General features: G+C 66.6%; 17 protein-coding genes. 15 read left to right on the top strand and 2 right to left on the bottom strand.

The annotated features are described in order from the left end of the window. Nucleotides 1–8 precede the first annotated feature (8 nt). The 9 genes from aspS to slmA all read left to right on the top strand — a co-directional run bounded on the left by aspS (nucleotide 9) and on the right by slmA (nucleotide 6,445). Nucleotides 9–1,808, top strand: coding sequence for an aspartate--tRNA ligase (aspS, locus tag AC1RTA_RS05980; protein WP_130459328.1), 1,800 nt, complete (start codon nucleotides 9–11; stop codon nucleotides 1,806–1,808). Nucleotides 1,809–1,823: 15 nt separating this feature from the next. Then, entirely contained in the window at nucleotides 1,824–2,216 is a 393-nt protein-coding gene (locus tag AC1RTA_RS05975; protein ID WP_492784225.1) for a guanyl-specific ribonuclease, read from the top strand. Between the two features lie 3 nt (nucleotides 2,217–2,219). After that, the gene (locus AC1RTA_RS05970; RefSeq protein WP_130459330.1) at nucleotides 2,220–2,666 is read left to right on the top strand and encodes a barstar family protein; all 447 of its coding nucleotides are present in this window, start codon (nucleotides 2,220–2,222) and stop codon (nucleotides 2,664–2,666) included. Further along, nucleotides 2,663–3,130: a dihydroneopterin triphosphate diphosphatase gene (nudB, locus tag AC1RTA_RS05965; RefSeq protein ID WP_492784224.1), complete on the top strand. Its 468-nt coding sequence runs from the start codon at nucleotides 2,663–2,665 to the stop codon at nucleotides 3,128–3,130. Before AC1RTA_RS05970 ends, nudB begins: the two co-directional genes overlap by 4 nt. A gap of 168 nt (nucleotides 3,131–3,298) precedes the next feature. Continuing rightward, nucleotides 3,299–3,643 (top strand): hypothetical protein, encoded by a 345-nt coding sequence (locus tag AC1RTA_RS05960; RefSeq protein ID WP_492784223.1) that lies wholly within the window; start codon nucleotides 3,299–3,301, stop codon nucleotides 3,641–3,643. Between the two features lie 85 nt (nucleotides 3,644–3,728). Beyond that, nucleotides 3,729–4,160: an Hsp20/alpha crystallin family protein gene (locus AC1RTA_RS05955; RefSeq protein ID WP_014236411.1), complete on the top strand. Its 432-nt coding sequence runs from the start codon at nucleotides 3,729–3,731 to the stop codon at nucleotides 4,158–4,160. Between the two features lie 97 nt (nucleotides 4,161–4,257). Beyond that, nucleotides 4,258–5,139, top strand: a complete 882-nt coding sequence (argB, locus tag AC1RTA_RS05950; protein ID WP_014236410.1) for an acetylglutamate kinase — start codon at nucleotides 4,258–4,260, stop codon at nucleotides 5,137–5,139. After that, nucleotides 5,139–5,816, top strand: coding sequence for a pyrimidine 5'-nucleotidase (locus AC1RTA_RS05945; protein WP_492784222.1), 678 nt, complete (start codon nucleotides 5,139–5,141; stop codon nucleotides 5,814–5,816). Before argB ends, AC1RTA_RS05945 begins: the two co-directional genes overlap by 1 nt. Before the next feature lie 32 nt (nucleotides 5,817–5,848). Further along, nucleotides 5,849–6,445 (top strand): nucleoid occlusion factor SlmA, encoded by a 597-nt coding sequence (slmA, locus tag AC1RTA_RS05940; RefSeq protein WP_130459334.1) that lies wholly within the window; start codon nucleotides 5,849–5,851, stop codon nucleotides 6,443–6,445. A gap of 67 nt (nucleotides 6,446–6,512) precedes the next feature. Here slmA and hemB read toward each other — a convergent pair whose 3' ends face one another. Both hemB and yihA read right to left on the bottom strand, forming a co-directional pair. Next, on the bottom strand, nucleotides 6,513–7,523 hold the full coding sequence (gene hemB / locus AC1RTA_RS05935; protein WP_014236407.1) for a porphobilinogen synthase: 1,011 nt from the start codon (nucleotides 7,521–7,523) through the stop codon (nucleotides 6,513–6,515). A 189-nt stretch (nucleotides 7,524–7,712) separates the two neighbouring features. Further along, complete coding sequence (gene yihA / locus AC1RTA_RS05930; RefSeq protein ID WP_492784221.1) at nucleotides 7,713–8,462, bottom strand: ribosome biogenesis GTP-binding protein YihA/YsxC; 750 nt, start codon at nucleotides 8,460–8,462, stop codon at nucleotides 7,713–7,715. A 226-nt stretch (nucleotides 8,463–8,688) separates the two neighbouring features. Here yihA and AC1RTA_RS05925 point away from each other — a divergent pair, with 226 nt between their 5' ends. From AC1RTA_RS05925 to msrQ, 6 genes are all read left to right on the top strand, one after another. Further along, a complete protein-coding gene (locus AC1RTA_RS05925; protein ID WP_014236405.1) occupies nucleotides 8,689–9,330 on the top strand; it encodes a c-type cytochrome in 642 nt (213 codons plus the stop codon). Between the two features lie 178 nt (nucleotides 9,331–9,508). Continuing rightward, nucleotides 9,509–9,892, top strand: coding sequence for a COG4315 family predicted lipoprotein (locus AC1RTA_RS05920; RefSeq protein ID WP_492784220.1), 384 nt, complete (start codon nucleotides 9,509–9,511; stop codon nucleotides 9,890–9,892). 3 nt (nucleotides 9,893–9,895) lie between these two features. Further along, nucleotides 9,896–10,396, top strand: coding sequence for an RNA polymerase sigma factor (locus AC1RTA_RS05915; RefSeq protein WP_492784219.1), 501 nt, complete (start codon nucleotides 9,896–9,898; stop codon nucleotides 10,394–10,396). After that, nucleotides 10,393–11,169, top strand: coding sequence for an anti-sigma factor family protein (locus AC1RTA_RS05910; protein ID WP_014236402.1), 777 nt, complete (start codon nucleotides 10,393–10,395; stop codon nucleotides 11,167–11,169). Before AC1RTA_RS05915 ends, AC1RTA_RS05910 begins: the two co-directional genes overlap by 4 nt. Nucleotides 11,170–11,215: 46 nt before the next feature. Next, on the top strand, nucleotides 11,216–12,154 hold the full coding sequence (gene msrP, locus AC1RTA_RS05905; protein WP_492784218.1) for a protein-methionine-sulfoxide reductase catalytic subunit MsrP: 939 nt from the start codon (nucleotides 11,216–11,218) through the stop codon (nucleotides 12,152–12,154). A 12-nt stretch (nucleotides 12,155–12,166) separates the two neighbouring features. Next, a complete protein-coding gene (msrQ, locus tag AC1RTA_RS05900) occupies nucleotides 12,167–12,868 on the top strand; it encodes a protein-methionine-sulfoxide reductase heme-binding subunit MsrQ (RefSeq protein WP_492784217.1) in 702 nt (233 codons plus the stop codon). Nucleotides 12,869–12,874 lie beyond the last annotated feature (6 nt).

Here is a 12,874-nt window from a genome sequence, read left to right as displayed (position 1 = left end):
GAATCACCATGCGTACTCATTATTGCGGACAACTCAATTCCGGCCTGAACGGCCAGGAAGTCACCCTTTGCGGCTGGGCTCACCGGCGGCGCGACCACGGCGGCGTCATCTTCATCGACCTGCGGGACCGGGAAGGCCTGGCCCAGGTGGTGTGCGATCCGGACCGGGCCGACATGTTCAAGGTGGCCGAGTCCGTGCGCAACGAGTTCGTGCTGAAGATCACCGGCAAGGTCCGCCCCCGCCCCGAAGGCACCGTGAACCCCAACATGGCCAGCGGCGAGATCGAAATCCTCTGCCATGAAATCGAAGTGCTCAACGCCGCGGTGACGCCCCCGTTCCAGCTGGACGACGACAATCTGTCCGAGAACGTGCGCCTGACCAACCGGGTCATCGACCTGCGCCGGCCCCAGATGCAGAAGAACATGATGCTGCGCTACAAGACGGCCATGGCCTTCCGCCGCTTCCTCGACGGCCAGGGCTTCATCGACATCGAAACCCCCATGCTCACCAAGAGCACCCCGGAAGGCGCCCGCGACTACCTGGTGCCCTCCCGCGTGCATCCGGGCCAGTTCTTCGCCCTGCCCCAGTCCCCCCAGCTGTTCAAGCAGATGCTGATGGTGGCCGGCTTCGACCGCTACTACCAGATCACCAAGTGCTTCCGCGACGAGGACCTGCGCGCCGACCGCCAGCCCGAATTCACCCAGGTCGATATCGAGACCTCCTTCCTCAGCGAAGACCAGATCACCGCCATCATGGAAGAGATGGTGCGCTACGTCTTCAAAGAAGCCCTGGCCGTCGAGCTGCCCGCCCCCTTCCCGCGCATGACTTACGCCGAAGCCATGAACCGTTTCGGCTCCGACAAGCCGGACTTGCGCGTCACCCTGGAACTGACCGAAGTCACCGACCTGGTGGCCGACGTGGCCTTCAAGGTCTTCTCCGGCCCGGCCACCAGCGGCGGCCGTGTCGCCGCCCTGCGCGTGCCCGGCGGTGCCAGCTTGACCCGCGGCGAGATCGATGAATACACCAAGTTCGTCGGCATCTACGGCGCCAAGGGCCTGGCCTACATCAAGGTCAATGACGCCTCCCAGCCCAACGAGACCGGCCTGCAGTCCCCCATCGTCAAGAACCTGCACGAAGCCGCCCTCAAGGGCATCCTGGAGCGCACCGGCGCCCAGTCCGGCGACCTGATCTTCTTCGGCGCCGACAAGACCAAGGTGGTGAACGATGCCCTCGGCGCCCTGCGCGTCAAGCTCGGCCACGAGAAGGGCTACCTCAACGGCAAGGCCTGGGAACCCCTGTGGGTGGTGGATTTCCCCATGTTCGAGTACGACGAGGACGACAAGCGCTGGACCGCCTGTCACCACCCCTTCACCAGTCCCAAGGACGGTCACGAGGAGTTCCTCTTCACCGATCCGGGCAAGTGCCTGGCCAAGGCCTATGACCTGGCCCTCAACGGCTGGGAAATCGGCGGCGGCTCCGTGCGTATCCACAAGGCCGACGTGCAGGCCAAGGTTTTCGAAGCCCTCAACATCGGCGCGGAAGAGCAGCAGATCAAGTTCGGCTTCCTGCTCGACGCCCTCAAGTACGGCGCCCCGCCCCACGGCGGCCTGGCCTTCGGCCTGGATCGCATCGTCACCATGATGGCCGGCGCCGAATCCATCCGCGACGTCATCGCCTTCCCCAAGACCCAGCGCGCCCAGTGCCTGCTCACCGACGCTCCCTCCGACGTGGACGAGAAGCAGCTGAAGGAGCTGCACATCCGCCTGCGCCAGAAGGTGGAAGCCCAGGTCGAAGTCAGCAAGGGCTAAAGCAAGCCCGCCGCCATGCGCCGCTCCCGCCTCCTGCCCTCCCTGCTGACCGGCCTGGCCCTGCTGGGCGGACTGCTGGCGGGGCCGGCCGCGGCCCGGGAACCCAATCCCGGCCCGGCTTTCGGCGATGCCAGCGTCTCCGTCCAGGAGCTGCCGGCCGAGGCCCGCAGCACCCTCAACCTGATCCATCGCGGCGGCCCCTTCCCCTACCCCAAGGACGGCAGCACCTTCGGCAACTTCGAACGGCGCCTGCCCCTGCAGCCCCGTGGCTATTACCGCGAGTACACGGTGGACACCCCCGGCGCCCGTAACCGGGGCGCCCGCCGCCTCATCGCCGGCGGCCAGCCGCCGGTGGTCTTCTACTACACCGACGACCACTACCGCAGCTTCCGTCGTCTGCGGGACTGAACCATGACCGGCAAACCATCCCGCACGCCCGACTTTCCCGCCCTGCTGGCCAAGGCCGACCTGGCCGGCCCCTACCGCCTGCGCCCGGACCAGGCGCCGACTGCCCTGGCCGCCGCCCGGCAACTGGGCCTGAGCGTGGCCGAGATCGGCCTGGACGGCGACTTCCTCGCCGAGCTGGGACGGCAGCTGCAATTCCCCGAACACTACGGCGCCAATTTCGACGCCCTCTACGACTGCCTCACCGACCTGGCGGCCAGCCCGGGCCAGGGCTGCCTGCTGCTGTTCACCGGCGCCCCTGCCGCGGGCGTGGATGAAGATGACGAGGGCAGCCCGGTGGACACCCTCATCGCCGTGCTGCAGGCCGCCGGCGACGAATGGCGGGAGCAGGGCCGCCCCCTGTGGGCCCTGTTCGCCGTCCCCGGCCTGGCCCTGGATTCCCTGCCGGCGTGAGCGCCACCCCGGGCGAAACGCCCAAGCCCTACAAGCGGCCCGTTTCCGTCCTGGTGCTGATCCACACTCCGGAGCGGCAGATTCTCCTGCTCGAGCGCGTCTCCCACCCGGGCTACTGGCAATCCGTCACCGGCAGCCAGGAGGGCGACGAGCCCCTGGACGCCACGGCTCGGCGCGAGGTGCTGGAGGAGACCGGCATCGACATCGCCGGCGAAGGCCTGCCCCTGCGCAACTGGCAGCAAAGCCACGTCTTCGAGATTTTTCTCGAATGGCGCCATCGCTACGCCCCCGGCGTCACCCACAACACCGAGCACGTCTATTCCCTGGAGCTGCCGGCACCCCGGCCGGTGACCCTGGCACCGGGCGAACACCTGGACTACTGCTGGCTGCCCTGGCAGGAAGCTGCTGACAAGGTCTTCTCCTGGACCAACCGGGACGCCATTCTCCAGCTGGCCCAGCCCTAGAGGCCCAAGGGACGGCCATCCCAGGCCGCTACTGCCGCAGCGCCCCACCACGCCTTGCTCTGCCGGCACCCCGGCTCGTCATGCCCTTCCCTTTTTGATGCCAGCCCTGGCGCTGCTGGTGGCCTTCGTGCTTCCATTGGCCATCGTCATTCCCGTCCCATCTCCGCCATGCGCCGTCCCGCCCTGTTCTGCCTGCTGCTCCTCTGTTCCTCCCTGGTCCTGGCCCATGGCCATCCGGTGGCGGTGGCCGACGACCACCCGGACGCGCCCCGCCTGAGGCTGTGCAACCGGGCCGAGGACGTGGCCCTGCAGGCCCTCGGCGACCGGGACAAGGGACGTCCCCTGCGCCCCCTGCCGGCCGAAGAGGCCCATGCCGCCTTTCTCCAGTCCCTGGCGCGCCAGGTCTATGAGGAGCCCCAGATCCGCAGCCCCAAGTTCGCCCAGAGCCTGGCCCGGGGCCGCTGCAACGAGTACTGGGAGGCCCGCGGGGAGGGGCAGAACGCTCGCCCTTGAAAAGTTTTTGCCATGCCCTATATAGGAAACAGAAGGTGCCGTATGGATATGGCATCCGCCCTGAGTCCTTGAAGGAGAGATCATCATGAGCAATCACCTGACCCGCCTCAGCCAAGCCGGACTGGACCCGCTCGACGACCTGTTCCGGGGTTTCTTCGTGCGCCCGGTGGAGTTTTCCAACCAGACCCAGGCGCCCAGCATCAAGATGGACGTCAAGGAAGATGAAAAGGCCTATCTGGTGCACGCCGAACTGCCGGGCGTGAAGAAGGAGGACATCCATGTCCATGTGGAAGGCAATACCGTGGCCATCAGCGCCGAGGTCAAGCAGGAGAAGGAAGTGAAGGAAGGCCAGCGCCTGCTGCGCTCCGAACGCTACTTCGGCAAGGTTTCCCGCTCCTTCCAGGTGGCCCAGGACATCGATGACGCCCAGGCTTCCGCCAGGTTCAACGACGGCGTGCTGGAACTGACCCTGCCCAAACGGGCAGCCGCCAGCAGCAAGCGCCTCACCATCGACTGAGCCTGCGCCGCTCCCCAGACAGCCGGCAGCCACTGCCGGCTTTTTCTTTCCGCCCCCCGGCGGGTAGAATTCCCGGGTCTTTCATTCGGGAAACACCATGACCACCCCCACCCCCGCCCAGCAGGCCGCCATCCTGGCCGAAGCCCTGCCCTACATCAAGCGCTTCCACGGCCGCACCATCGTCGTCAAATACGGCGGCAACGCCATGACCGACGAGCACCTCAAGCAATGCTTCGCCCGGGACGTGGTGCTGCTGAAGCTGGTGGGCATGAACGTGGTGGTGGTCCATGGCGGCGGCCCCCAGATCGAGAACATGCTCGGCCGGGTCGGCAAGAAGGGCGAATTCATCCAGGGCATGCGCGTCACCGACGCCGAAACCATGGAAGTGGTGGAAATGGTCCTGGGCGGCCAGGTGAACAAGGACGTGGTCAATCTCATCAACCGCGCCGGCGGCAAGGCCGTGGGCCTCACCGGCAAGGATGGCGGCATGATCCGGGCCAAGAAGCTGCTGCTGCCCAACAAGGAAAACCCCGACGACCTGATCGACGTGGGCCAGGTGGGCGACATCGTGCAGATCGACCCCTCCCTCATCGGCAACCTGGAAGGCGCCGGCTTCATCCCGGTGATCGCCCCCATCGGGGTCGGCAAGGACGGCGAAACCTACAACATCAATGCCGACGTGGTGGCCGGCAAGGTGGCCGAGGTGCTCAAGGCCGAGAAGCTGGTGCTGCTGACCAACACCCCCGGGGTGCTGGACAAGGCCGGCCAACTCATCACCGGCATCACCCCCAAGCAGATCGACGACATGGTGGAGGACGGCACCCTCTCCGGCGGCATGCTGCCCAAGATCAGCTCCGCCCTGGATGCCGCCCGCAACGGCGTGAAGAGCGTGCACATCATTGACGGCCGGGTGGAACATGCCCTGCTGCTGGAAATCCTCACCGACCACGGCGTCGGCACCATGATCAAGAGCCACTGATGGCCATGCCCCGGGGCTGGCGGCAGGGTGGCCAGCCGGTCTGGATCTTCGATCTGGACAACACCCTGCACAACGCCAGCCCCCACATCTTCCCCCACATCAACCGGGCCATGACCGCCTACATCCAGCGCCACCTGGCCCTGGACGAGGCGGCCGCCCAGGCCCTGCGCCAGGACTACTGGCACCGCTACGGCGCCACCCTGCTGGGCCTGATCCGGCACCACGACATCGACCCTCACCATTTCCTGCGGGAAACCCACGACCTGGAGGTATTGCTGCCCGGCATCGTCTTCCAGCGGGGGGTCAAGGCCATGCTGCAGCGCCTGCCGGGACACAAGATCGTCTTCTCCAACGGTCCCCAGCACTACACCGAGGCCGTGCTCGAGGCCACCGGCATCGCCGACTGCTTCACCGCCGCCTATTCGGTGGAGCGGGTGCGCTTCCGGCCCAAGCCCGAGAGCCACGGCTTTCGCCACCTGTTCCGGGCCGAGGGCCTGAATCCGCACCGCTGCATCATGGTGGAGGACAGCCTGCCGAATCTGGCCACGGCCAAACGGCTCGGCCTGAAGACCGTCTGGGTGAGCACTGACTCCGCCGCCAGACTGCGCCAGCCGGCCTATGTGGACGTCACCCTGCGCAACATCCTGGACCTGCCCCGGGCCCTGCGCCAGCTATAATTTCCCCACCAATAACAAGGGGGAGAAGCACCATGGCCAGCAAGCCCGGCGAACGCAAGCTGCAGATTCTGCAAACCCTGGCGGCCATGCTGGAACAGCCCCAGGGCGAGAAAATCACCACGGCCGCCCTGGCCGCCCGCCTCGAATGCTCCGAGGCCGCCCTCTATCGTCACTTCGCCAGCAAGGCCCAGATGTTCGAGGGCCTCATCGAATTCATCGAGACCAGCCTGCTGGGCCTCATCAACCAGATCACGGCGGAAGAGGAAATGGGCCTGAAGCAGGTGGAACTGATCCTGCACCTGCTGCTGGGCTTTGCCCAGCGCAACCGGGGCATGACCCGGGTCCTCACCGGCGATGCCCTGGTGCACGAAAACGAGCGCCTGCAGGCCCGCATCAACCTGCTGCTGGAGAAGCTGGAGGCAGCCCTGCGGCAATCCCTCAAGGTGGCGGCCACCCAGGAGGGCCTGAGCCCCGCCACCGACTTCGCCGCCCTGGCCAACCTGCTGCTGTGCCACGTCAGCGGCCGCTGGCAGCAATACGCCAAGAGCGGCTTCAGCCGGGAGCCCCTGGCCCAATGGCCCCAGCAATGGCCCATGCTGTACGGGGCCTGCCTCAGCCAGGCAGCCTGACTTCCAATCGCCATGGACAATGAAAAAGGGCGCCGCAGCGCCCTTTTTCATTGGAGTAAGCGACCGCTTACTTGCGCAACCACTCCGCCGCGTCCAGGGCGAAGTAGGTGAGGATGCCGTCGGCACCGGCCCGCTTGAAGGACAGCAGGGCCTCCAGGACGCAAGCCTCCTCGGCCAGCCAGCCGTTCTGGATGGCGGCCTTGAGCATGGCGTACTCGCCGCTCACCTGATAGGCGTAGGTCGGCACGCCGAACTGCTCCTTGACCCGGCGCACGATGTCCAGATAGGGCATGCCCGGCTTCACCATCACCATGTCGGCACCCTCTTCCAGGTCCTGGGCCACTTCCCGCAGGGCCTCGTCCGTATTGGCCGGGTCCATCTGGTAGGTGTACTTGTTGCCCTTGCCCAGGTTGGCGGCGGAACCGACGGCGTCCCGGAAGGGGCCGTAGAAGGCGGAGGCGTACTTGGCGGAATAGGCCAGGATGCGGGTGTAGATCAGCTTTTCCGCTTCCAGGGCCTGGCGGATGCTGCCGATGCGGCCATCCATCATGTCGGAGGGCGCCACCACGTCGGCGCCGGCCTGGGCGTGGCAGACGGCCTGCTTGATCAGCACTTCCACGGTCTCGTCGTTGAGCACGTAGCCGCTGGCGTCGATCAGCCCGTCCTGGCCATGGATGGTGTAGGGGTCCAGGGCCACGTCGGTGATGACGCCCAGCTCCGGAAATTCCTTCTTCAGGGCCTGCACCACGGTGGGCACCAAGCCTTCCGGATTGTAGGCCTCGGCCGCATCCAGGCTCTTGCGGCTGCCGTCCACCACTGGGAACAGGGCCAGGGCGGGCACGCCCAGCTTGAGGGCGCGCTCGGCGGTATGCAGCAGCAGGTCCAGGCTCTGGCGGCAGACGCCGGGCATGGAGGCGACGGCTTCGCTGCGCTGGCTGCCTTCGAGGACGAAAACGGGATAGATCAGGTCGTCCGCAGTGAGCACGGACTCACGCATCAGACGACGGGAGAAATCATCGCGGCGCATGCGCCGCATGCGGGTGGCGGAGAACTTTCCGGGGATGGTTTGGCTAGTCATGGCAGGCGGTTCTGAACCCAGTAAAAAATTTTCAAAAAAATTGCACGGTTTGGGAACTTCTCTCCCCCAAGGCCTCTCTTAGAACGCAGATGGCTCACACCGTCTCCCGCTTTACCTCCCTGAGCGGGTGCCTTAATCAAGTTAATTAAGGCATTTCGGCCCCCGGTTACCCCTTTACCGGGGGCTTTTTTATTTCTGTGCCGGAGCCTTGGCTGGCTTCGGTTTGCCCCCCGCCAGGACGGCTTTCTTGTTGCCCGGGGCGTGGGTCCGGTTCTGCTTGGCGCCGGCGGCGCTCTTGGCCGAACGGATCGGCCGGGGCGGCGGCGCCGGGCGCGGCGGCGGCACTTCCATGCCCATCCAGCCGGCGATCACCTTCTCCGCTTCCTCGACGCCGGTCTTCTTCAGGCTGGAGAACAGCTGGACGGTGCAACGTTCCCCCAGATCGGCCATGGCGGCCTTGACCTGACGCAAAACCAGGGACTGTTCCTGCCGCGTCAGCTTGTCCGCCTTGGACAGCATGATGTGCAGGGGCTTGCCCGTGGCGGCAAACCAGTCGATCAGATTCTGGTCCAGCTCCGTCAGGGGATGGCGGCTGTCCATGATCAGCACCAGGCCGGACAACGGCCCGCGGTGCTGCAGGTAGGGGCCGAGCAGGCCCTCCCACTGGGAACGGATTTCCTCCGGCGCCTTGGCATAGCCATAGCCGGGCAGATCCACCAGGAACTTGCCCTCTTCCAGCTTGAAGAAGTTCAGGTGCTGGGTACGGCCGGGGGTTTTGGAAACGAAAGCCAGCCGGGTGTGGTTGGCCAGGGTATTGATGGCGGACGACTTGCCGGCGTTGGAACGGCCGGCAAAAGCCACCTCCGCCAGGGCGTCCTCGGGCAAATCCCGCAAATGGGCGACGGTGGTTAAAAAAACCGCCTTTTGAAACAGGGCCATGGTGGGCCTTCTCCTTTTTCCGCTCCTCGCTTCGGAGCACCGAAGTGATATAGAATAGCAGGGTTTCGGCTTTTGCTTTCACGGGGTTCAGCCCCCAGGCGAGGCAAACTCCGGCCGCAGCAATGCTCAAAGAATAACCCTGGCCTCCCGGGAGGGGCCGCGCGATCCCGCTCCGGCGGCCTAGCGTCTATACCGAATTTTTTGGATCGATAGAAGGAGTTTGGACATGATTCGCACCACGGCTCTGGCGCTTCTGCTCGCCGCCAGCTTCACCGCCCACGCCAACCCGGAAGCTGCTGCCAAACCGGACCCCGCCAAGGGCAAGCCCATTGCTGAAGCCGTCTGCGGCGCCTGTCACGGCACCGACGGCAACAGCCTGGCTGCCGCCAACCCCAACCTGGCCGGCCAGATCCCCGAATACATCGTCAAACAGCTGTCCAACTTCAAGCCCGGTGCCGACGGCAAGGCGCCCCTGCGCAACAACGCCATCATGGCCGGCATGGCCGCCACCCTGGCCACCGAAGACGACATGAAGAACGTGGCCGCCTACTTCGCCGCCCAGACCCTGAAGCCCCAGGTGGCCAAGGACGAAAAGCTGGTGGCCCAGGGCCAGAAGCTGTGGCGCGCCGGCGACGTGAAGAAGGGCATCCCCGCCTGTGCCGGCTGTCACGGCGCTGCCGGTGCCGGCCTGCCCGCCCAGTTCCCCCGTCTGGCCGGCCAGTGGGCTGAATACACCGAGAACCAGCTGAAGACCTTCCGCTCCGGCGAGCGCGGCAACGATCCGGAAAAGATGATGCGCACCATCGCTGCCAAGATGAGCGATCAGGAAATCAAGGCCGTGGCCGAGTACGCTGCCGGCCTGCGCTAAGCCGCACTCCCAGCAGCACCGAAAAGGGTGGCATTTGCCACCCTTTTTCTTTTTCCGCGGCATTTTTTCCGGCGCCGGCGGTCCTACCGCCAGCTACGGAAATTATTTGTCGCCGGAGGGAATTGGCGGCCGGGGATTTCCGTATATCCGTATGCAACATCACCCTACGGAGATCACCATGAAAATCCACACCTGCATCGCCGGCATCGTTCTCGCCACCGGACTGGCCGCCTGCGCCAGTTACGGCGGCGGCCCCGCTCCAGCCATGGTCGCCCAGGACGCCCTCACCGGCAGCAACGGCATGACCCTCTACGTCTTCGACAAGGACCCGGCGGACGGCAGCAAGAGCGTCTGCAACGGCCCCTGTGCCAGCAACTGGCCGCCCCTGTTCGCCAACGAGATGGACCGGGCCAACGGCCACTTCAGCGTCCTCACCCGGGACGACGGCAAGAAGCAGTGGGCCTACCGGGGCAAGCCCCTCTACTACTGGGTCAAGGACCAGAAGCCGGGAGACCGCAGCGGCGACGGCGTAAACAACGTCTGGCACGTGGCCAAGCCCTGAACCATGGAGGAAGCGCCGCTCCTGGCCGAGATTCCCCGGCTACGCCGCTACGCCCGGGCCCTGGTGGGCGACCGGGCGGCGGCGGACGACCTGGTGCAGGACACCCTGGAACGGGCCTGGAGCCGGCGCCACAGCTGGCAGGATGGCCGCCCGCTGCGTCCCTGGCTGTTCTCCATCATGCACAACCTGCGCCTGGATCAGCTGCGCCGCCCCGGCATCGCCCCCCAGCCACTGGACGAGCGAATCCCGGAACCGGGTACCCGGCCCACCCAGAGCGACGCCCTGGAACTGGCCGACCTGGCGGCAGCCCTCTACCGCCTGCCGGAGGAGCAACGGGCGGTGATCCTGCTGGTGGCACTGGAAGACATGAGCTACGACGCCATAGCCCAAACCCTGGCCATCCCCCGGGGCACCGTCATGTCGCGCCTCTTTCGCGGCCGCGAGCATCTGCGCCGCCTCATGGCGCCGGAGTCCGGCGTCACCCATTTGAGGGTCGTACCATGACGCCCCAACCCATTCACGAAGACGAGCTCCAGGCCTGGGCGGACCGGCGCCTGCCCGCCGAGCGGCAAGCGCAGGTGGAGTCGTACCTGGAACAGCATCCCGACACCCACGACCGACTGCAGGCCTACCAGGCCCAGAACCGGGGCCTGCAATCCCTCTTCCAGCCGGTGCTGGAGGAGGACATTCCACCGCACCTGCAGGAACTGCCCCGGCCGGCGCCCCTCCTCCGGCAGCGCTTCCTCACCTGGCCCTGGCAGAGCGCCGCCGCGGTACTGCTGGTGCTGTCGGGCGCCCTGGCCGGCTGGCAGGCCCATACCTACCTGCCGTCGCCCAGCCTGGCTGCAGCCCTGCCCCGCCAGGCGGCCATCGCCCACGCGGTGTATGCACCGGAGGTGCGCCACCCGGTGGAAGTCGGCGCCGACCAGGAAACCCATCTGGCCGCCTGGCTGTCGAAACGGCTCGGCGCTCCCCTGCACCCGCCCCGCCTCGGCGCCCAGGGCTTCGAACTGGTGGGCGGGCGCCTGCTGCCGGGCGGCCAGGGCCCCGTGGCCCTGTTCATGTACCAGGACGGGGGCGGCCAGCGCCTGACCCTCTATGTCAGCGGCGAAGGCACCGGCAGTGGCGACACCTCCTTCCGTTTCAGCCGGGAAGGGGACGTCAGCGTTTTCTACTGGGTGGACGGTCGCTTCGGCTATGCTTTGTCCGGCACGCTGGACAAGGCAAGCCTGGGCACCATCGCCACCCAGGTCTATCAACAACTGGAAGCCCGCTAGGCCGGCCCGCCCCGAGCCTGCCCAATCCTCACCTCCGGAGCCGCCCATGCTGATCCGCCGCCCCCCCGACCTGCAGCCATCCGAGATTACGCCGGAGCCCCTGGCCCGGGGTCGCCGTGCCCTGCTCAAAGGCCTCGGCGCCGGCGCCGCCCTGGCCGGCCTGGGACTGCCCCAGATCAGCCAGGCCGGCAGCCTCGGCACCCTGCGCCCCAGCCCCTTGAGTAGCGACGAAAAGCTGACGCCCCTCAAGTCGGTCACCGGCTACAACAACTTCTACGAGTTCGGCACGGACAAGGAGGACCCGGCCCGCCACGCGCCCGGCCGCCTCAAGACCCGGCCGTGGACCGTCACAGTGGAAGGGGAGATCAAGCGCCCCCGCACCTTTTCCATCGACGACCTGCTGAAGCTGGCGCCCCTGGAGGAGCGCATCTACCGCATGCGCTGTGTCGAAGGCTGGAGCATGGTGATTCCCTGGGTCGGCTTTCCCCTGGCGGAGCTGATCCGGCAGGTGGAACCCAACGGCCAGGCCCGCTTCGTCGAATTCGTCACCCTGGCGGACCCCCAGCAGATGCCCGGCGTCCGCTCTCCGTTACTGGACTGGCCCTATGTGGAAGGACTGCGCCTGGACGAGGCCCAGCACCCCCTGACCCTGCTGGCCGTCGGCCTCTATGGCGAGGTGCTGCCGGCCCAGAACGGGGCGCCGATCCGTCTGGTGGTGCCGTGGAAGTACGGTTTCAAGAGCGCCAAATCCATCGTGCGCATCCGCTTCGTCCGCGAACAGCCCCGCAGCACCTGGATGAAGGCCGGCCCCAGCGAATACGGCTTCTACTCCAACGTCAACCCGGCGGTGGACCATCCCCGCTGGAGCCAGGCGACGGAACGGCGCATCGGCGAATTCATCAAGCGCAAGACCCTTCCTTTCAACGGTTACGCCGACCAGGTGGCCGGCCTCTACAGCGGCATGGACCTGCGCCGCTTCTTCTGACATCTTTTGCCCATGACCTTCCAGCCCACCCCGCGCCAACTCTCCGCCATCAAGGCCGCCCTGTTCCTGCTCACCCTGCTGCCGGCCCTGCACTACGCCCACGGCCTGTGGTCGGACAGCCTTGGGGCCAATCCCATCGAAGCCCTGACCCGGGGCATGGGCATCTGGACCCTCAACTTCCTCTTTCTCACCCTGTGCGTCTCGCCCCTGCGCAAGCTCTCCGGCTGGCACTGGCTGCTGCGCCTGCGCCGCATGCTGGGGCTAACCGCCTTCGCCTACGGTTGCCTGCACCTGCTCACCTACCTCTGGCTGGACCAATTCTGGGACGTGGACGCCATCGCCCGGGATATCTGGAAGCGCCCCTTCATCACCGTCGGCGCCACCGCCTTCCTGCTGATGCTGCCCCTGGCCCTGACCTCCAGCCACGCCGCCATCCGCAGCCTCGGCGGCAAGCGCTGGCAGAGCCTGCACCGGGCCGTCTATGCGGTGGCGATCCTGGGAGTGGTGCATTACCTGTGGCTGGTGAAACGGGTGGCCCTGCTGGACCCCATCATCTACGCCCTGGTCCTGGCCATCCTGCTGGGATGGCGCGTGGTGGAACGCATCCGGCTGAACGGCCCCTGGCCGACCCGCAGCACGCCGCCGGCAGTGCAGCCTGTCGTCTTCCACCCGTATGGCAAATCAACGCCGGGCGGCCGCCATGGTCGCCCGTAGGTAAGC

Source organism: Azospira sp. MPR-E4, from assembly GCF_058809645.1.
Note: the sequence above shows the minus strand (reverse complement) of the source record. Positions and strands in the feature narration are given on the sequence as shown.